General features: G+C 41.7%; 21 protein-coding genes and 1 riboswitch. Of the genes, 10 read left to right on the forward strand and 11 right to left on the reverse strand.

Annotated features, from left to right (window positions below; genetic code table 11):
• From WJ238_RS02540 to WJ238_RS02560, 5 genes are all read left to right on the forward strand, one after another.
• Positions 1-794: hypothetical protein (locus WJ238_RS02540; protein ID WP_337606042.1), on the forward strand; the 794-nt coding region annotated here is incomplete at its 5' end.
• A 176-nt stretch (positions 795-970) separates the two neighbouring features.
• On the forward strand, positions 971-2,293 hold the full coding sequence (locus WJ238_RS02545; RefSeq protein ID WP_337606043.1) for a glycosyltransferase family protein: 1,323 nt from the start codon (positions 971-973) through the stop codon (positions 2,291-2,293).
• Positions 2,293-3,735, forward strand: coding sequence for a lipopolysaccharide biosynthesis protein (locus WJ238_RS02550; RefSeq protein WP_337606044.1), 1,443 nt, complete (start codon positions 2,293-2,295; stop codon positions 3,733-3,735). Before WJ238_RS02545 ends, WJ238_RS02550 begins: the two co-directional genes overlap by 1 nt.
• 25 nt (positions 3,736-3,760) lie before the next feature.
• Positions 3,761-4,837 carry a DegT/DnrJ/EryC1/StrS family aminotransferase gene (locus WJ238_RS02555; RefSeq protein ID WP_337606057.1) on the forward strand — a complete coding sequence of 359 codons (1,077 nt, stop codon included), beginning with the start codon at positions 3,761-3,763 and terminating at the stop codon, positions 4,835-4,837.
• 54 nt (positions 4,838-4,891) lie between these two features.
• Positions 4,892-5,458, forward strand: a complete 567-nt coding sequence (locus tag WJ238_RS02560) for an acyltransferase (RefSeq protein ID WP_337606045.1) — start codon at positions 4,892-4,894, stop codon at positions 5,456-5,458.
• A gap of 811 nt (positions 5,459-6,269) precedes the next feature.
• Here the strand turns inward: WJ238_RS02560 and WJ238_RS02565 are convergent.
• Positions 6,270-6,602, reverse strand: coding sequence for a hypothetical protein (locus tag WJ238_RS02565; protein ID WP_316268052.1), 333 nt, complete (start codon positions 6,600-6,602; stop codon positions 6,270-6,272).
• The gene (locus tag WJ238_RS02570; RefSeq protein WP_337606046.1) at positions 6,599-7,990 is read right to left on the reverse strand and encodes an ISL3 family transposase; all 1,392 of its coding nucleotides are present in this window, start codon (positions 7,988-7,990) and stop codon (positions 6,599-6,601) included. The genes WJ238_RS02565 and WJ238_RS02570 overlap by 4 nt, the downstream gene beginning before the upstream one ends.
• Positions 7,991-8,324: 334 nt before the next feature.
• On the opposite strand from WJ238_RS02570, the gene WJ238_RS02575 reads away from it, so the two are divergent.
• From WJ238_RS02575 to kynU, 4 genes are all read left to right on the forward strand, one after another.
• Entirely contained in the window at positions 8,325-8,723 is a 399-nt protein-coding gene (locus WJ238_RS02575; protein WP_337606048.1) for a hypothetical protein, read from the forward strand.
• Positions 8,724-8,897: 174 nt separating this feature from the next.
• A complete protein-coding gene (locus WJ238_RS02580; RefSeq protein WP_337606049.1) occupies positions 8,898-10,274 on the forward strand; it encodes a helix-turn-helix domain-containing protein in 1,377 nt (458 codons plus the stop codon).
• Between the two features lie 226 nt (positions 10,275-10,500).
• Entirely contained in the window at positions 10,501-11,628 is a 1,128-nt protein-coding gene (locus tag WJ238_RS02585) for a YkvI family membrane protein (protein ID WP_337606050.1), read from the forward strand.
• 52 nt (positions 11,629-11,680) lie between these two features.
• A complete protein-coding gene (gene kynU, locus WJ238_RS02590) occupies positions 11,681-12,955 on the forward strand; it encodes a kynureninase (RefSeq protein WP_316265129.1) in 1,275 nt (424 codons plus the stop codon).
• A 47-nt stretch (positions 12,956-13,002) separates the two neighbouring features.
• On the opposite strand, the gene WJ238_RS02595 is transcribed toward kynU, so the two are convergent.
• From WJ238_RS02595 to WJ238_RS02635, 9 genes are all read right to left on the reverse strand, one after another.
• Positions 13,003-13,848 carry an energy-coupling factor ABC transporter ATP-binding protein gene (locus WJ238_RS02595; protein WP_337606051.1) on the reverse strand — a complete coding sequence of 282 codons (846 nt, stop codon included), beginning with the start codon at positions 13,846-13,848 and terminating at the stop codon, positions 13,003-13,005.
• Positions 13,849-13,852: 4 nt separating this feature from the next.
• Positions 13,853-14,653 carry a cobalt ECF transporter T component CbiQ gene (gene cbiQ / locus WJ238_RS02600; RefSeq protein WP_337606052.1) on the reverse strand — a complete coding sequence of 267 codons (801 nt, stop codon included), beginning with the start codon at positions 14,651-14,653 and terminating at the stop codon, positions 13,853-13,855.
• 28 nt (positions 14,654-14,681) lie between these two features.
• Complete coding sequence (gene cbiN / locus WJ238_RS02605) at positions 14,682-15,008, reverse strand: cobalt ECF transporter S component CbiN (protein ID WP_337606053.1); 327 nt, start codon at positions 15,006-15,008, stop codon at positions 14,682-14,684.
• Positions 15,001-15,759: an energy-coupling factor ABC transporter permease gene (locus WJ238_RS02610; protein WP_337606058.1), complete on the reverse strand. Its 759-nt coding sequence runs from the start codon at positions 15,757-15,759 to the stop codon at positions 15,001-15,003. Before WJ238_RS02610 ends, cbiN begins: the two co-directional genes overlap by 8 nt.
• Positions 15,760-15,913: 154 nt before the next feature.
• A riboswitch (cobalamin riboswitch) is annotated at positions 15,914-16,132 on the reverse strand.
• A 66-nt stretch (positions 16,133-16,198) separates the two neighbouring features.
• The gene (locus WJ238_RS02615; protein WP_337606054.1) at positions 16,199-16,924 is read right to left on the reverse strand and encodes a PHP domain-containing protein; all 726 of its coding nucleotides are present in this window, start codon (positions 16,922-16,924) and stop codon (positions 16,199-16,201) included.
• Positions 16,921-17,250, reverse strand: a complete 330-nt coding sequence (locus WJ238_RS02620) for a hypothetical protein (protein ID WP_316265121.1) — start codon at positions 17,248-17,250, stop codon at positions 16,921-16,923. The genes WJ238_RS02615 and WJ238_RS02620 overlap by 4 nt, the downstream gene beginning before the upstream one ends.
• Before the next feature lie 2 nt (positions 17,251-17,252).
• On the reverse strand, positions 17,253-18,635 hold the full coding sequence (locus tag WJ238_RS02625; protein WP_316265119.1) for a [Fe-Fe] hydrogenase large subunit C-terminal domain-containing protein: 1,383 nt from the start codon (positions 18,633-18,635) through the stop codon (positions 17,253-17,255).
• Between the two features lie 42 nt (positions 18,636-18,677).
• Positions 18,678-19,100 carry an ATP-binding protein gene (locus tag WJ238_RS02630; protein ID WP_230105520.1) on the reverse strand — a complete coding sequence of 141 codons (423 nt, stop codon included), beginning with the start codon at positions 19,098-19,100 and terminating at the stop codon, positions 18,678-18,680.
• Entirely contained in the window at positions 19,093-19,446 is a 354-nt protein-coding gene (locus WJ238_RS02635; RefSeq protein ID WP_256195611.1) for a hypothetical protein, read from the reverse strand. The genes WJ238_RS02630 and WJ238_RS02635 overlap by 8 nt, the downstream gene beginning before the upstream one ends.
• A gap of 349 nt (positions 19,447-19,795) precedes the next feature.
• On the opposite strand from WJ238_RS02635, the gene WJ238_RS02640 reads away from it, so the two are divergent.
• Positions 19,796-20,089: NADH-quinone oxidoreductase subunit NuoE family protein (locus WJ238_RS02640; protein WP_337606056.1), on the forward strand; the 294-nt coding region annotated here is incomplete at its 3' end.

A 20,089-nucleotide genomic window follows, 5' to 3' on the forward strand; every position in this document is an offset into this window, starting at 1 on the left:
TCATGTTTGTTGATGCAGATGACTATGTGGCTAATAATTGGATAAAAACAGGAATAGAACTGGCAGAATCTAAGAATGCAGATATTGTATGTGGAAAAATGCAGCAATGTTATTCACATCCTGAAACACTAGAGACAGATGAAAAATATGAAACCTTATTTTTTACCAAGGAGAATATAAAAAAGGTGCAGTATGATATGTTTTTGGAACATTCGACCTTAATTTCAGGATTAGAATATATAGATTTCGGAGCTTGTGCAAAAATAATAAAGAGAAGTTGTATTGGTGATGTTAGATTTAACGAAGATATGAAGTTAAGTACAGATCAAATATTTTGTCATCAGATACTTAATAATGCAAAATCCTTTGTCTTGACGAATAAGAACGCATATTATTATCTAACTAATCCACAGTCAGTGTCTCATCAAGGAAATCCTGAGGCATTGAACTTAATGATGAAAGCAATGTTAATAGTAAAATCTTTATTATTGGATCAGAGTGTTAAAGATGCTTTTTATTTCCATGTAATTGAAGATTTTCAGAGAGCCTTAGATTCTGTGTATTTTATACAGAATTCTATTAATATAATAAATCTTCGTGATAGTATAAAAAAAGAATTAAAAAGACCAATTGTTAGAGAGGCATTTTCTAATATTGATTATAGGATATATTGGTCGAAACACAAAAAAGTTAGATCGTTGATGCTAAAACACAATTTGTTATTCCTATTTATAATTACAAAAAAAATATATAGAAAATTAAAAAATGCTGATAGGACGTTAATTAAGCATTGAAAAATTGGGTATATGCGGAGAAAGATCAGATATATGAAAACCTATATTTTTATAATGATAATTAATTGAGTGCTAGTAGGAATAGTAGGTATATTCCTAAGGATAAACAAAAATAAATATTAGAAATGTATTACGATCACAATGATTGGGTTTTAGTAAAGAATGGGAGATGCATTGTGAATATTGATAATAAAAAAATAACCTTTCTGTTTTTGTATGAGCATTTAAAACTTGGTGGAATAGAAAAAACAATTATTGATCAAATAAGAGTATATTCTTGTAAAGGAATACGTATTGTTTGGCTTAGATATGGAAGACCAGAAGATATTTATGAACCTTGGAAGCAAGTAATTAACGAATGCAATCTGGAAATAATAGATGTCAATATCAAAAAGAAAAAATGGTTGGATAAGAAAAAGCTAATATTTAGCCCGAACGAAATTGTTTACGCAATCGCATATGAACCATTTGACTTTGTACGTTTAGAAGAACTAGCAAATGAATATTTGAATGAAATAAAACTATTTTATCAGGTGCCGCATTTCGAGGGTAGAGTAAATTATTTAGAAGAATATTATAGTTCATATAGTAAAAGAAAAAAGATAAAATCACAGTTGGCTATTATATATAGAAGATGGTATGAAAACGGCAATATCATTTTCTTTAGTTATAAACATATAGAGGAAATGAGCAAACGTTATAATATTAATTGCTTAAATCGAAAAGATTTAGTATTTCAGACACCAATTGAACCAGAACCATTTGATGAACAATTAGCTTATGAAAGAGCAAAAAGAGAGGAATTTAGAATAATTACGTGTGGAAGATTCGAGTTTCCGCATAAAGGCTATATGTTTGGACTAATAGATTCATATTGTAAATTAAAGAAAAATTACCCACAAATAAAATTAGATATAATAGGATATGGAGTATGTGAAAGACAAATTCGTTCTTATGTAGACAAACTTTCCCCTGAGTATTCAAAAGACATTGTTTTTCGAGGAGCAGTCAGTCCTGAAAAAATAAAGCATTACTTTAATAAAAGCCATATGAATGTGTCAGTTGCATATTCACTGCTAGATGGTGCCAAAACGGGATTAGTTTCTTTGCCTGCAAGACACTATACATATGATTGCGAAGTGTATGGGTACTTATCTGATGAAATTGGGAACTATCTAGATAATCGAGAAGGTGAAGCGGTCGATAAGTATATTGAGGACTTGATTAACATGGAACCGGACGAATATATTTTATTATGTAAAAAATCATATCAATATGCATTGAATAATTTAGAATATGATCCGAATTGGTTATTTAAAAAGAATAATTTATATAATAACTATTATAGTAGAGGTGAAGTGAGATATTTTAAAAGAATTGAGAAACATCATGTTTTAAAAGCATGGCTGTATAAAAATTTATATAATATTTCAAGAGAACTTGGTGTATATAAATGGCTAAAAAATGTAAAAAACAAATTATCAAAGGAAAATAAATAATGAATGGAAAAAAAGTTATATCTAATATGATATGGCGTTTTGCTGAACGGAGTAGTGCACAGATAGTTACATTTCTGGTTTCTATTGTACTCGCTCGAATTTTGGATCCGTCAGTTTATGGAACAGTAGCTTTAGTTACTGTATTTACAAGTATATTGCAGATCTTTATTGATTCAGGGTTAGGTAATTCATTGATACAAAAAAAAGATGCCGATAATATTGATTTTAGTACTGTGTTTTACACTAATATTTTATTTTGCTTACTCATATATTTGGTTATGTTTGTGTGCGCTCCATTTATTGCGAAATTTTACGGTAATAACGACATGACATTAATGCTTAGAGTGTTAAGTATTACAGTTATTATTGCAGGTGTAAAAAATATTCAACAAGCATATGTAGCTAGAAATCTTTTGTTTAGAAAATTTTTTTATTCTACTATAGGAGGAACAATTTTTTCAGCTTTTGTTGGGATTGGAATGGCTATTTTAGGATGTGGACCGTGGGCATTAATTTTCCAACATCTGTCTAATACGTTAGTGGATACTGTTATTTTCTGGGTAACAGTAAAATGGAGACCTAAGAAGAGCTTTTCATTTAGTAGATTAAAGATACTCTTTACATATGGATGGAAGCTATTGGCATCCGCGCTGCTTGATGGCATTTATAATAATTTAACATCTTTAATTGTAGGGAAAAAATATAGTTCAAAAGATCTAGCATATTATAATCAAGGACAGAAGTTTCCTATTATTATAGTAACTAATATTATTACATCAATAGATAGCGTTTTACTACCAGTAATGTCCAATGAACAAGATAATAATTATAATATAAAAATGATTACGAGAAAGTCATTGAGAATTGGTACTTTTATTATGGCTCCATTGATGATAGGATTGTCCGCTTGTGGTAATAATCTAATCAATCTTATTTTAGGGGAAAAATGGATTGATTCGGTTATTTTTTTGCAAATTTTTTGCTTTACATATTTATTTTGGCCTGTGCATACAACAAATTTGAATGCGATAAAAGCATTGGGGCGCAGTGATTTGTTTTTAAAACTTGAGCTTATCAAAAAACTAATTGGTGTGATATTGATTTGTATTTCTATGAATATTGGGGTAGTTGCTATTGCAATAAGTATGTTAATTAATAGTTTGCTTGCGCTAATTATTAATGCGTTTCCTAACAAAAAATTATTAGATTATGGATATTTAGAGCAAATCAAAGATATTGGTCCATCGATTATTATATCACTAATAATAGGAATAATAGAGTGGGCGATAGGTTGTTATATACAGATAAGTTGTGCGATAGAACTTTTTATTCAAGTAGTAGTAGGTGCATTATCATATATCATCTTAGCTAAAATATTTAAAATTGTAGAAATGGAATACTTATTTAATATAATAAGAAAGAGGAAAAAGAGTTGTGGATAAAAAAATATTAGTTACAAGATCTTCAATGCCAGAATTTCAAGAGTATATAGATGAAATTAAGCCTATATGGAAAAGCCATTGGCTAACAAATATGGGAATTAAACATCAGGAATTTGAGAGTAAATTGGTTGATTATATGGAAATAGAAAATGTCGAACTTTTAACAAATGGACATATGGCTTTGGAATTGACGTTACAAGCACTAAACTTGCATGGTGAAATTATAACGACTCCTTTTACTTTTGCATCAACTACTCATGCAATTGTGAGAAACGGGTGTGAACCTATTTTTTGTGATATCGATCCTACAACATTTACAATTGACACAAACAAGCTAGAAGAGTTAATTACGGATAGAACATCTGCAATTTTGCCAGTTCATGTATATGGTAATATTTGTAATATTGAAGAGATTGATAGAATAGCAAAAAAGTATGGCTTAAAGGTTGTTTATGATGCAGCACACACATTTGGGGAAAAGTATAAGGGACGAGGGATAGGTTCCTATGGAGATGCTTCTTGTTTTAGTTTTCATGCGACAAAAGTTTTTAACAGTATTGAGGGAGGGTGTGTTTGTTACTCAAATTTGGATTTTGGGAAGGAATTGTATAGATTGAAAAATTTTGGAATAAAAAATGAGGAAATTGTAGATGGTGTTGGTGCTAATGCTAAAATGAATGAGTTCTGTGCGGCAATGGGACTCTGCAATCTGCGGCATGTTGATGATGAAATTAATAAGCGTAAGATTGTTGTTGACAGATACAGAGAGATATTAGAATCAATTGACGGAATTCAGTTAAATGTAAAGCAAGATAAAGTGAAAAGTAATTATGCATATTTTCCAGTGGTTTTTGATGAAAAGGTATTTGGGGCAAGCCGAAATGAAGTTAAATTAGCTTTAGAAAAAAATGGGATTAGTGCAAGAAAGTATTTTTATCCATTGACAAATACATTTGATTGTTTTCATGGAAAATATGATGTAGCGAAAACTCCAGTTGCATTGAAGATTTCTCTACGTGTTTTAACGCTCCCATTATATGCAGGATTATCCTTAGATGATGTTGATACAATATGTGATATTATTCTTGATTGCAAGAAATAAGAGGTATTACTAAGTGCAGACTTTAGTGTTTTATAGGGAGGTAAAAAAGAAATAGTGACTAGTTTTTATACAGAAAAGGAACTTCTTAAACTAGGTTTTAAGTCAGTTGGAAAAAATGTTTTAATTAGTAAAAAAGCAAGTATTTACAGTCCATATAACATTTCAATAGGAGACAATGTCCGAATTGATGATTTTTGTATTCTTTCAGGAAAAATATCTATAGGTAATTATATTCATATTTCAGCATATACATCTTTATTTAGTGGATATGAGGGGATTGAATTGGAGAATTTTGTTACGGTTTCTTCTAGATGCGCTATTTATTCAAAAAGCGACGATTATTCAGGAAAATATATGACAAATCCTATGGTGCCAGAAAAATATCTGGGTGTATATGATAAAAAAGTTATACTCCATAAACATGTAATAGTTGGTTCCGGATCAACAATTCTTCCTGGTGTAGAGATTGGAGAAGGAACTGCAGTAGGGAGTATGGCATTAGTGCGTAAGTCGCTCGAACCTTGGGGAATTTATGTAGGGATTCCTTGTAGATATCTTAGACCAAGAAATAAAAAAGTCTTGGAATATGAGCAAGAATTTATGTGCGAATATGGGGAGTAATCCCAAATTTGTGAAAAGCTTTTAACTAATGTAATAGAGGCTGACTAGCTGCGGGTCTGTCTTATGGAAAGGAAAAAAGGTTTCCCATAAAAGGTAACTCTTATCGAGATAGTGTTAAGATTTTGTGAAATTAATTATATGTTATTTTACTGTTAAAAAAGTATACAAAATTAGCTAAGATTGAAAGAAATATAATACCGCTAAAACTATCCCGTTTTATATACATATTACGGCAAAAAAGCAGGCGGAGATTTTGAAGTAGCTGCATCCCAGAAATCGGATGAGGATAGGAGAAGCGGCATAAACTATATTTTATCATACTATTACAGACAAACAGATCGACTGAATGATAGGCGGTTTTTTTTGCGTATGTAAAAATAATTATGATTTTAAAATTATGTCAAACTACTAGACAATCCAATCTGCATATGTTAACATATATCTAAAGCATTATATCTTCACAATCTTTTGTGTCTTTCACAGGAAGCGGCAAGCGTCTTAGTTTTGTTTCCTGTATCTTATTTTCTAAATACAATGCCCTCGGAGATTTCCGGGTTCTTCTAAATAACCTGGTGACAAAGAGGTGCAAAGCCTTGTAAATATTGGAAGAAAGAGGATTTAGAGATGGATACTTCTTAAAAAGTGTATAATAACCAGACCTGACAGTCGATACTTTCAAAAATCAGGTTGAAATGAGACTATTAATAACTGCATAAACCATCAATAACAGATCGCAAGAGGCTTTAACAGGCCTTTTTTTCGTGGATTTTTTTATATATCACCTCCAGAGCTGAGACCATGGCGGCCCTAGTCAGAGCAGGCCATGCTCTTTCAGGACGCGCTCGTAGTCGTCACACAGGCCCTGAAGATAGCTGATATCCACACGAAGGTCCGTGATCAGATCCTTCAGATCTTCATGGCGTTCCTTTAGGCGTGTCACGGGATCCGGGATAGCCACGTCCAGCCTGCCATTTGCATAGGATTGACAGTACATACAGATCATGTCCTCAAGGGCGGAAGCCGTGTTGAAATCCTCATAGGGTTCATCCTCAAAGTGGACGAGGAGCCAGTCCTCAAGTTCTTGTGGAAGGTTGAGATTGTTATTGTGTGCGCAGCGGCGCAGGAAATTTCTGTCGGGGATCATAAGAGTATCTCCTTTCCGTCCCGGGCTTTTTCCATAATGGACAGCGGGTCATTAGAAAGCCTGAGTTTTCCACAGGTAAGAAGGATCCGTTTGCGGAAACCTTCGAAGCTGTGCAGGCCGAAGGCCACCCGTTTCAGGACCTTGACCTTGTTGTTCAGGCCTTCACTAAGGCCATTGGATTTGCCGTATTTCCAGCTGTTCTGGATGTAGCCCCGCCAGTGGCGGATGGTGCAGGCGGCGGAGTGGATCTCCTCCACCTCGGAGGCAGCAAACTGTCTGATCCACTCTGTCAGCTCCTCGTACTGGACGGAGTAAGGAAAGGAAGCCAGGATATCATGGAAGAACTGGAGGGCTTCATAAGCTTCCAGAAGATCCGGGGCCACGTCAAAGGCATCCTGGAGGCGCTGCTTGTTGTCGTGAAAGCGTGAGCCCCAGTAAGCGACCTGATTGTACTCTTTCGTTTTCAGGAGTCGGGCGATGCTTTTTACCTTTTTCAGGCTCTCTGTATCCCCGGCGTCCTGAAACAGGTGCTGATGGCGGAGCCTCACATCGTCCACCATTTCATTAAGACGCTTGACAACATGGAAGGGATCAATGCAGATCCGGGCGTTTGGAAAGTTCTTCCTGGAGACAGAGACAAAGCCGTTGCTCATGTCGCAGCAGAAGTATTTGACCCGTTTCCTCTGTTCTAAAGAGAACTGGTGGAAGTACTTGTTCAGATAGACGCCGGAGATCTGATCCATTACATCGATGACGGAATGGGAGTCACCATCGGACAAGGTACAGTGATATTTGTTGCGATACCAGCGGCGATGTTTAGAGCTCCACACACCGCTGTTGCCTTTGAATTCATCAATACAAATGGTTTCAGGGAGTTTGGCTGGCCTGCCAAAGTGGATGGACTGAAAGACAGACTGGACGGTGCTCTGGGGGACATGGTTTCTCCTTGCAACCTCGGAGAAGGCGAGAGGCTGTATCAGGTCCAGGAGGATGGAGTCATAGAGAGCCTGCGTCATACGCAGGGAAGGATGGATCCAGTAGGGAGTCTCATAGAACGAGGAGTGACAGTCCTTGCACAGGAGCCTGCGCTTGTGGAAAGAGACGACGGTACCGTGATGATTACAGGGGATGTGCCTGACGGTCTGCAATGTACCGGAGTCCTTGATGACACAGTCATTAGAACCGCAGTGGGGACACAGTCTCTGACTGGCTGTAGGTACATCGAGAGAGATGAGATCGTAGTCCTTGAGGACCTGGATGCTTTTGATAGTTGCTTCCTGTGGCAGTTTTGCCAGATAGTTAGATGTTTTCATAGTCGTTTCAGACCTCCTAAGAAAGATTTGCCCAAAAATCAACAGGCAGAAGAAGTTTTTGGATATTTTCGTCATGCCTGTGATTTTAGGTGCAGGATTATCATATCACTGGATAGCTGGAACGACTATGGAAGCATCTAACATGGCGATCAAAGCTATGAGAAGCTTCAGAAATACCTGGTGAAGCTTTAGGAAAATCTGGTGATTGAGATAAGGGACACCAGTAAACAAAGGAGAGCTCCAGTGAAATCTGGTGAACACCAGGAAAACGAGAAGATTTAAGGGGACACCAGGAAAGCAAGGAGTTCTTCTAAATAAGCTGGTGAAACAATAAAGAACACCGGGGAATTGAGGAGAAACACCAGAAAAAGCTTTAGAGCCGATTTCCGGAGTGTTTTCGGATTATCGGATGAATCTGCTGCAGGTGAGGGAGTCATCCCAATATCATTTTGATAATGAAGATGTTCAGACTATTTTTGAAATCACCAGATATATTTATCAGGGTGAATTTGCTAAAGTGAAGAAATTTTACGGAGAAAAAACAGTGAAATCCGATGTGGGAGCAGTGATTGGAGTTATGACAGACAGCAGCTTGATTGTTGAAGAAGCCTTGGAGAGTGAAGGAGGAATGAATATGTGTACGGCATTAGAGAAACTGAAAGAAAAGGGCCGCGAGGAGGGAAAGCTGGAAGGAAAACGAGAAATGATCCTTGCTTTTCTGAAAGCAGGCGCGGACACTTGGATGATCAAAAAAGCCAGTGGGTGGAGCGAGGAAGAAATTGAAGCAATCCGCCGTAAGATGGAGTAACGGGAAGAGCGGGGATTGCTAATTTTCCGCTAAAGTGTCAGGTCAGCGGCCATAAACTCTATTGCCCTTTTATCCTGCAGGTATTATAATTTTATTATTGTTTGTTTTATAGCAATATTGGCAGATATTGCTGCAAATTATGACAAAAGACAACAGCAGAGGCAGGTAAGGAAAGTGACAGATAAAAGAAAGACAGAAAGTAAAAAATTCGGAGAAGAGCTTAGAAAGCTGATGCATCTTGCCGGATTGAAGGAGAGAGAGCTGGCAAATTTTATTAACTATGATATTACTTCCATCAGCAAGTGGATGAATGGAGCTAAGCTGCCCTCCAAACGGAACCGCAATGAGATCATTTATGCACTGGCGGAGTGCTTTGCACAGAATATGAAAGATGTGGGTGCAGATGCGGCAGAGATTGCGGAGGAACTTTTGAACGCCTGTAGGAAGGATGAATTGTTTAAAGAGATGGAGATACAGGGAACTTATTCTCTGTCTTTTGTGGACAGCAGAAAGGATTTCTTTGATGTGCTTGAGAAGCTGTTCCGTCAGGTCAGCGCGCTGGACGACCACACTGTTGAGATTGCCGCCTCCTTTAATGTACTGGAACATCTGGGACATCGGTTTTATGAGCTGCTGCAGAAGCTGCCGTCTGCCGGAACAAAGAGATTCAGCATGAAAATGTGCATGAATATGCCGGAGCAGGAAGTAGAAAACAAGCTGTACTGTGATATGCTCCTGAATATTGTTGCGGGCTATGAAAGAGCGGAAATTTCTATTGTTGCTGCAAAAGAGCAGACGCCATGGATCATCGTGGTGAATGGATTTTTTTACATACAGATCCTGTATCAGAAAGAGGATGATTTTGCAGCCTGCTTCAGCACGGATCCGGAAGTGGCGTCTATGTTCCGCAGAATCGGGAGAGAAATTTTTGAGAATGCCGAGCAGGTTTTGAGCTATGCTTCGCCGGAAAATTTAAGAAAAACGAATGTACAGCTGGATTCTTATTCCTGCCGCCGGCAGAGATTGTTTTTCAATGAGGCACCTGCTATGCTCCTGCCGGAAAATGTAATGGAAGAACTGGCAAAGCAAAGTGAGAGTAAAGATTATTCGGATTATTTAAGGAAGCTGAAGAAAGTATTTTCTTCCTATACATATAATGCCAGAGTGGATCTTCTTTTGTTTTCCTCGGTGATCAGCGAGTATATTGCAACAGGAGAGTTAAGCCTGGGAAATGTGCCGCATCATCTGACAGAAAAGCAGGTGAAAGATCATATTAACTATATCAGCAGGTGTATGGAGGAAAATCATGGTTTTAAGGTTTATGTTCTGCGGGATACAGTGAATGAGTCAGAGAACCTTAGAATGTTTCCGTCTATATTCATTGATACGATGGCGGTAACGCTGGAAAATTCCAGAAGGAAGCCGAATGAAAATTACCATATTTCCATGTACCCGCAGATCATAAGAGTGTTTGAAAAATATTTTGATGCCATGATACAGCGTCCGGATTGTTATGAGCTGACTCCGGAAGAACTGCGCCGGTATCTGTAGACATGTCAGTATCTGTAGACATGCTGGTATCTGTAAAGATCTTGTACCTGGATAATGAGAGAAATGATGAGGGGAGTTGAATAACTTGAATTCAACTTCCCTTTTTTTGACCCCATTGACGTTTCGGAACGACTGTCCGATTCAATTGAATATAACCATCAAAATGCATTATAGTAAATTCAACAATAAAAAAACAGGAAAATATTCAGAAAAAAGGAGGGGTTACATGGAAGAGAAAAAAGTCAGCATATCCCAGGTGATTGCTATAGGCGGAGCGTTTATGGGATTTGTTATCGGTTCAAGTTTCGCTTCCGGGCAGGAGTGCATGCAGTATTTTACCGGCCACGGAGTGTTGGGAAGTATAGGGGCAGGAATTATTGCGCTTCTGCTGTATGTATGGTTTGTTACTGTGATCGTGGAAGACGGGCGGAAACTTAAGCTTCACAATTCAGGCAAGATGTTTAATTTTTACCTTGGAAAGTATTTAGGGTTTGTTATGGAGTGGTTCACGCCGATCATGCTGTTTTTTGTATATTCTACGATGATATCAGGAGCAGGATCTACGTTTGAAGAGTATTATGGCGTCAATGGAAATTTTGGCCGGGCCTTCATGATCATTGCTTCTCTTCTGACCGTTCTTCTGGGGCTGAACAAGCTGGTAAAAATCGTGGGATATATTGCTCCGGTGCTTCTGGCTGTGACGATTCTGATAGGCGTTATCTCTATTGTAAGTAATCCGGCGGGAATTGCAGAGGCAGATGAGACATTGAAGCATGTGGAAGTAAACAGCAACTTCAGTAACTGGGCGCTTTCCGGATTCATGTATGGCGCTTACACAGTGACCGGGGTAGTTCCCTACCTTGCTGATATTGGAAAGTCTACAGCGACTAACAGGAAGAATGCATTACTGGGCGGAATTTTTGGAGGCGGAGCATTTTTGATCGCAGTTATGATCCTGAACTTCGGACTGCTTGCAAATCTGGGCGATGTTTATAATCTTGAGATTCCGTCTCTGTTTGTGGCAGCGTCAATTCATCCGATTTTCGGACAGATATTTTCTGTTCTTCTGATCGGGGCAATCTACACTACTGCAGTTCCGATGCTCTATACAGTATGTAATAAAATTTCTTCTGACTCCAAGAGTACACCATATCGTGTGGCTGCAATTGTGACGGCGATTGTAAGTATATTTGGAGGGCAGCTGTCCTTTTCCACTATGATCAGCATTATCTATCCGATTTCCGGATATGCGGGAGTTGTCATTTTTGCAGGAATGATCTATACAAAATATATTAAGAAAAAGAAATACGAAGAGTTTGACGAAAATGATGTTGTAGGAAAAGCCCAAAATTAAAAAGTGAAAAAGGTATATGATTTCGTGGGGTGAGATCAGAAAGGAGACCAATATGAGACAATATGAAGATGGAAGAGCGTTTGCGCAGAAAAAGGATCAGGAAGATCCGTTGAAGGATTTCCAGCAGAGGTTTTATAAGCAGGAGGGTGTCATTTACATGGACGGAAACTCTCTTGGACTGTGCAGCAAAGATGCGGAAAAAGCGCTGATGAATGCGCTGGAAGTGTGGAAAAAAGCCGGAATTGATATGTGGGAGAAATATGATTACTTCCTGTATCAGGATAAACTGGGAGCAATGTGTGCGCCCCTTGTAAATGCGGATCCGGAAGAGGTGACTATCTGCATGAGCACAACAATGAATGTGCATCAGGCGATTGCTACTTTCTATAAGCCGACTCCGGAAAGAAATAAGATTATTATGGACGACTTGAATTTCCCGACAGACCGGTATGCGGTATACAGCAATATCCGCGTACATGGATATGATCCGGATGAATGTCTGAAAGTGGTAAAGAGCCGGGACGGAGAATATATTTATGAGGACGATGTGATTGAAGCGATGACAGATGACGTATGCCTTGTTCTTCTTCCTTCTGCTCTCTACAGAAGCGCACAGCTCATTGATATGAAAAAGATTGCAGACGCTGCACATGAAAGAGGAATCTATGTAGGATTTGACCTTTGCCATTCTATTGGAGCAGTTCCCCATGATTTTAAGGAAATCCAGCCGGATTTTGCAGTGTGGTGTACATACAAATACCTGAACGGCGGCCCGGGAGCGATTGCAGGTCTGTATATCAATAAGAAACATTTTTCCATGGAACCGGGACTTGCAGGATGGCATGGAAACAGAAAGGATACACAGTTCAATCTGGAGCAGTATTTTGAACATGCAGAATATGCAGGAGGATGGCAGACAGGAACACAGCCGGTTCTTTCTATGGCGCCATTGGAAGGAAGTCTTGAAATGATCAAAGAAGCAGGCCTTGAAAATCTGCGGAAGAAATCCCTGGATATCACAGAATATCTGATGTATCTGATCGATACCAGACTTTCAAAATATGGATTTTCTGTAGGAAATTACAGGGAAGATTCCAAACGTACCGGCCATGTTGCGCTGGTGCATGAGGATGCGATCCGCATCAATGCGGCAATGAAAGCAAGAAATATTATTCCGGATTTCCGGTTCCCGGATGTGATCAGACTGGCTCCGGTTCCACTTTATATCTCCTATACAGAGGTGTATGATATGGTAGATATTATTGTGGACATTATGGAAAAGAAAGAATATGAAAACTTTGCAAATAAAAGAGGGACCGTGGCGTAAGCCATGGTCCTTTTAAGATGCGGGAGTTTTAAGCGGCAGAAGAGGTTTCAGGATCTGACAGCAAGCAGCTCTTTTTCCAGTTCATCCATGTTTCTGGGGACAGGCAAAGAAGGATCAGCTATCCCCCGGCTGCACAGAAATTTATGGAGACGGATCACGGAAGGAAGTTCCAGGTTCGTCTCTTTTAAAAGTTCTTCATCTGTAAGCGCTTTGTCAGGACGGTCCTGACTTAGGACGCGTCCGTTTTTTAAAAGGATGACCTCATCGGCCCATTCCAGTGCATAGTCTGTATTGTGAGTTGCCAGGAGAACAGTCATGCCGGATGTACACATTTTGTCAATCTGCTGGTGGATGATCCGGGTGTGGACAGGATCCAGGGCGGCAAAGGGCTCGTCCAGGATCATGATTTCCGGTTTCATTACCAGGATGTCTGCCAGCGCCACCTGCTTTTTTTGTCCGCCGCTTAAAGCGTGGGCGGGGCGGTGGCGAAAGTCTGTGATCTCAAGTGTTTCAATGATATTTCCTACCGCTTCTGCGGCTTCTTTTTCCGGAATGCCCAGATTGAGAGGCCCGAAGGAAATTTCCTGATAGACGCTGGCGCAGAAAAGCTGGGTGTCGGGATTTTGAAAGACGATTCCCACTTTGCTGCGAAGTTCCAGCAGATTTTTTTTGCTGTAAGATACCGGCTGTCCCTTGAAAAGGAGTTCTCCCTGATCCGGTTTTAAGATTCCGTTGCAGCATAAGAAGAAGGTGGATTTTCCGGAACCGTTGGCTCCCATAACGGCGATCTTGCTGCCGCGGGCGACGGAAAGAGAGAGACCGTTTAAGGCAGGAGAGGATGAGTCCTCATAGGAATAAGAAAGGTTTCGGGCTTCCAGTATGATATCTCTCATAAGATTACCTCCACATTCTGAAAAGTATTTCTGATAGCCTGGCGTCAAATACAGTGATCAGGAAAAGAACCCCTTCAAATAAGATGAGCCAGAGGATTTCTTTGCGTCTGGCAGGATGCTGTTCTTTTAAAACATGGATCCTGCCATTATAGCACCGGGCTTCCATCGCGTCGTATACAGCGCTGGCCCGCCGGATAGAAAGTATAAAGAGGGAGGAGGCCAGGAGCCCGTATGATTTTATGGAAGTGCTCAAATTCCTGTTCCCCAGCCGTGAGCGCTGGGAACAGGAAATGGAGGAAGCAATTTCCAGCAGGAGAAAAATGAACCGGTAGATCAGCATCATAAGTTCAATGATGAGCCAGGGGATATGCCAGGATTCCAAAACGGAAACTATGTCTGTCACAGGAGTGCTAAGGGACAGGAAATACAGACAGGAAACACAGGCAAGGGCAGTGAGAATGAGCTGGATCACCTGAGAGATCCCTTCCCAGCTTCCGCCTATGTACCAGGAGCCCACAGGAAGGGCAAAAGCATCGAGGGGAATGGGAGAGATATTTATCATAATGGCCGCTGTGCTGACCAGCAAAAAGGCGCATGGGATCTCCATCAGTTTCCGGTAGCAGCGGGGAGAAATACCGCCTTTTTTTATGGTAAGACAGGATGATGTAAAAAGGACGATCAAGGCCACAAGGACAGAACGGCTGATGATACAGAAGCACAAAGAGGCCAGAGAGAAGAAGACCTTCTCTCCGGCATTTGTATATCGCAGTTTGGATGTATAGCATAATTTATCAATAAGTGACATGGAAACAGCCTCCTGACGGATACGAACACTAATCTTCGGTTGGATCCGTATCCTTCATCCATTTTTTTCGTTCTACAAATCTTCCCATGAAAAATGCGATGATCCCTACGCCGATACCGGTCTGCAGGCAGAAGATCAGACTTTCTATTTCCCCTGGAAGTTCCCCGCCAAGAAAGGTTTCAAGGACAGGCGTGAACCAGGGCTCATAGGTTTCTCCCTGTACTTCTTCCACCATGATGCTTCCGGCGTCGTCGGATCCGCCAAAGTCGGCGTCTTTTCGGAAAAACAGAGGGGAAATCACCAGAAGAACAGCGAGGATCAGTAAAAGAATGACGGTTCGTTTATTTTTACTCATATGTTTTTGCCTCCTTATGATATCCGATCAACTTCAGCTCAGGCTGTGCATAGGTTTCCAGAGCAATGACGATGACAACGGTCAGGATTCCCTCGATGACGGCAAGCGGAAGCTGTGTGGGAGCAAACACACCCAGGAATTTTACAGCAGATGTGAGGAATCCGCCCTGCTGGGACGGATAGGCAAGCGCCAGCTGAACGCTGGTAATACAGTAGGTGAAAAGATCACCCAGGGCAGCGGCAAGAAAGATGCTGACACGCCGGTTTATTTTGAGCTTTTTGCAGATCGTATAGATGAGCCAGGATAAAATGGGGCCTGCAACAGCCATGGAGAAGGTGTTTGCACCAAGAGTAGTAAGCCCTCCGTGAGCCAGGAGAATTGCCTGGAACAAAAGCACAATGAGACCCAGAATGCTTACAGCGGAAGGACCGAATAAAATGGCTCCCAGTCCTGTACCTGTCATGTGGGAACAGCTTCCGGTTACGGAAGGGATCTTCAAAGAAGAAATAACGAAAATGAATGCTCCGGACATGGCAAGAAGAACCAGCGCTTTCCGGTTGGACGCAAGTGTTCGGCGAATAGAGAAAAAGCCGGCTAAAAGAAACGGAAGACAGATAACGCCCCAGGCGATGCAGGAACCGCCGGGAAGATAGCCCTCCATAATATGCATGGCATGTGCGCTGGGCGCTGTCCCAAAGGACAGGGCCAGGACAGCTGTGAAAGATACCAGCATTTTCTCATAAACTGTCATGGATCGATTTGTCATAAAATGCTCCTCCTTTAGATTATATTCTACAGTCAATAGAAATGCCCCTGTCGTGGGAAGAACAGGGGCACCAAAAAGAGAAGCAAAAGAACGAAAACTCTGCTTCCTTTATACCTTGTGTCATACTCCGTGACAGACGGCAGTTCCATACAGACAGGCAGGTCTTCTGACTTGGATATCATCACGGTTTTTCCCTTCCCATATCTATTGCATATCACGGCATAAGATACAGTGGCATAATAAAAATCGTTCCTTCCTTACAGCGGCGGGACCGTACAGGATTTGCACCTGTTTCCCTATTATCCTGTACAAGGCTGCACACACAGACTTTACAGGCACCTGAATGTATTTAGTTTTACTTTTAACAGGATACAGAATAGCATGGCGTTTTTCAAAAGTCAAGCATTCCTGAAAATGCTCCTGCTCATTTTAAGAGACCGCTGCCCAGTGCTTCCAAGATATCAGAAGGAGACTTTGAGCGGGCATAGATCTGCAGGTTCGGTTCTGCAATATCCCAGAGATAATGGGCGTCCGAGCTGGAGAGGATCCGGCAGTTTTCCAGATAGGGGTGTTCCCTTTTCAGCCGGTGCAGGTTCTTCATATCCTTCAGTTCCGCACAGGAAAAGGTACTGTTCGGCGGAATTGCTCCCAGATTGGAAATCAGGCTGGTAGAGGACTTGTCAAGATGGGCCGGAAAACAGATGCCGCCAAAGGAGTCAGCCAGCTTTCCCGTTTCATCAAAAGGGATGTCTGTGGCGCTGATCAGAAGTTTATCCAGGGATCCGGACACTTTGTCATTTTCATCTACGATCAGCTGCGTGCCGAAGATTTCCGGGCGGTTTCTTACGGGAAGAAGATGCTCATACACATAGGCGTCAAAGGAAAGGGCGCGACCGAGGGAGGCAAACAGGAAAAGGACATGGATCTCTTCTGATGTAGTGAGTTCCATGCCGGGAAGGACTGTGATTCCCAGGCGTTTTCCGGCCTCTATGGCAGCAGGGCAGTTCCTGCAGGAATTGTGATCCGTAAGTGCAATGACATCCAGATTCTTGACAGCGGCCATGCCGGTGATGTTGGAAGGGGTCATATCGTCATCTCCGCAGGGCGACAGGCAGGAATGGATGTGCAGGTCATAATAGAGCGGGATCATAACAGCTGATGAACCTTCAGCGCGGCTTCAAAGACAGGAAGATCCGTGGAAAATACTGCGATTTCCTGCTCTTTGGCACACTGCATATCGTCCTCTGTAAAAGAGGCCCCTTCCGCAAGGACGATGCAGGATACATCTGCAAGAGAAGCGACAGCCAGGGTGTTCCGGTTGCCGATGACTGTGACCCAGGCGCAGCCGGAAGGCGCTTTCCCCATGGCGACGCTTAAGAGGTCGCAGCAAAATACACGGGTGATCGGCTGTTCGCTTCTCCCCGGATTTTCGGTATGGAATATTCCGGAATTGATAAGATCCTGTACAGAAGCCATTTTTACACATCCTTTCTCTTTAACTCTGCCTCCAGTTTTTTTACATAGTCTTCCAGGTCTTCCCTGGAAATTTCAGATCCGTCTTCAGAAGAAGTAAGGTTCCGCGCCGTATAGGAAATTTCCCGGGAGAGATTTCCGATATATTCAAAAAATACATAGATACAGTCGGTTCTGTCTGCCTCGCCCCTTACAATATCTTCGGCCAGAGCACGGCATGTGGGCGCACCGCAGGAGCCGCAGTCCAGGCCGGGGAGCTGTTCTGTCAGCTCTTCTACCATGCCCATCATTTCCAGACTTTCCCGGAATGTCTTCCCAAGCCGGAATACAGGCTCGTATTCCACATAGCTGTCCCAGTGATAATCCACATCGGGATACATGTTGGAGTGGGTGCGGGACACAGGGAGATAGCGGTGCAGCTTCTTCGTCTTTGCAGTGGCAATGTAGGGATTTTCCACCGTCAAAGCGCCGCCGACACAGCCGCCGTTGCAGGCATTCAGTTCCACGAACTTCAGACCGTAAAATTTTTCATCTTCCAGATCGCTCAGGACGCGAAGGACGTTCATAATGCCGTCAGCTGCCAGATAATTGTCTGTGATCAGCCCGGCTGCCTCTCCCCCGCTGTTGCTCCAGCCAATTCCGATACGGCCGGAGGCGGCAAGCGGCTTCAGGCGGGACTCATCGTGGGTCATATGAGTTAAGAGGACGGGGTAAACGTCCTTGATCGCCAATACCTTGTCAATCTGGCTTTTTTCAATGCCAAGAGGTGCTTTGGCATAAGTTACCTTGGAAGGACAGGGAGAAATGAAAAAGATCCCGATATCCGAAGCGGGAAGTCCTGTCTTTTCCATTGCCTTTTTTCTGGCAATCTCGGCTGCGATCTCCACAGGAGGCTTAAGGGGCAGAAGACGGGGGATAAGCGTAGGAAAGCGAACCCGGATCATACGGACAATGGTGGGACAGGCTGTACTGATGAAAGGAGCTTCATCCCGATGCTGTGCAATGTAATTTCTTGTCATTTCCGAAACAAGCTCCGCTGCCGCACTCACTTCAAAAACATCATCAAATCCCATAGAGATCAGGGCATTTAACACAATATCTATGTTTGTCAGATTGTTGAACTGCGCATAGAGGGAAGGGGCGGGGAGAGCCACTGTGTATTTATAATGTGTGATCTCCTCCAGGGAGTCAGATACAGGTATTTTGGCATGGTTGGGGCAGTAGCGGATACACCGTCCGCAGTCTACGCAGAAATCCGGATTTATGGAAGCCTTGCCGTTATGTACCCGTATTGCCTGGGTGGGACAGTATTTGATGCAGTTGATGCAGCCGGTGCAGGCGTCCTTATCCAGTTTTACAGAATTTATAAATTTATCGTTATGATCCAAAGCTGAAGTGCCTCCTTCCTGTCAGTCCTTTTGATGAATCTCTTACATATGGATATCCATGGTGACTGTAGTTCCGCTTCCGATTATGGTGTCGATCTTCATATCGTCAGAATACTTCTTCATATTGGGAAGTCCCATTCCGGCGCCGAAGCCAAGAGAACGAACTTCCTCCGGAGCGGTAGAGTATCCCTGCTGCATGGCTTTTTCCACATCGGGAATGCCGGGGCCGGTGTCGGCAAGGATGATCCGGATGTTGTCATCAGAGACCAGTACTTTGATTGTACCGCCGTTTGCGTGGATCACCATGTTGATCTCTCCTTCATACATGGCAATGGACACTTTGCGGATCACTGTGCTGTCTACACCCATCATTTTCAGCTTATTCTTTACGCTGCTGCTTGCTTCGCCGGCGCGGGTAAAATCATCGCCCGGAACCTGATATTCAAATGTCAGTGTTTTACTCATGCGCACCACCTCCAGGCAGCCCGTGAGTATACAGGATACCGCATGCGCAGAACATGTCCAAAGATGTCTGCAAAATACAGATATCCCTTTCTCCCGCAAGAGCAAGAGCCTCTAAGCCGGGGGATTTTCCCTGGACAAAAATAATGCACGGCATATCCATCATTTCTGCAGTACGTATGACCTGCGGATTGCAAAGGCCGGTGAGAAGGGCGGAATGGGGAGAAGCATAAGCCAGCACATCACTCATCATATCCGAGGCAAAGGCTTCGGAGACAGTGTGGTCAAGCTGTGCTTCGCCCTCCAGAATACGGGCCTTCAGGAGCGATTGGATTTCTCTGATTATCATAGGAACCTCCTGCAAAACAGCATCGTTTCGAACGATACAAACGCTGCTGTCAAAAATAGAAAAATATATTAATATGAAACAATTGACTTTAATAAAGTATAGCATTGAGGATATAGCAAATCAATATATTTTGTATAAAATATATAAAAAATGAGGCTAAATATTGTGCATTTATTGACATGATTGTGAAAAAAATAGCTTGAATGTAAACAAATTTAACAAAATATAAGGAAAAAACAAGTGGATATTTAGTATGTACTGTGGTAGAATGTGTTATAAACAATAGTCAGCCTCTATATAGGAGCGCTGGGCAATTTTCAGACAAAATACAAACAAGGGAGGTTCAGAAATGCTTTCTAAGAAAACATCAGTTCCGTTTCGCGGAACTGAAGCACAGGAACAGGCACTGCTGGAAGTGATCCGCGAAATGAAAGATGAAAAAGGTGCGCTTATGCCTATCCTGCAAAAGGCGCAGGATATTTACGGATATCTTCCGATAGAAGTGCAGAAGATCATTTCCAATGAAACGGGAATACCGCTGGAAAAAATTTATGGCGTTGCGACATTTTATTCTCAGTTTACCTTAAGTCCCAAGGGCAGATATAAGATTTCCGTCTGTCTTGGCACGGCATGCTATGTAAAG

This window comes from Claveliimonas sp., from assembly GCF_037273965.1.
Lineage (GTDB): Bacteria > Bacillota > Clostridia > Lachnospirales > Lachnospiraceae > Claveliimonas > Claveliimonas bilis.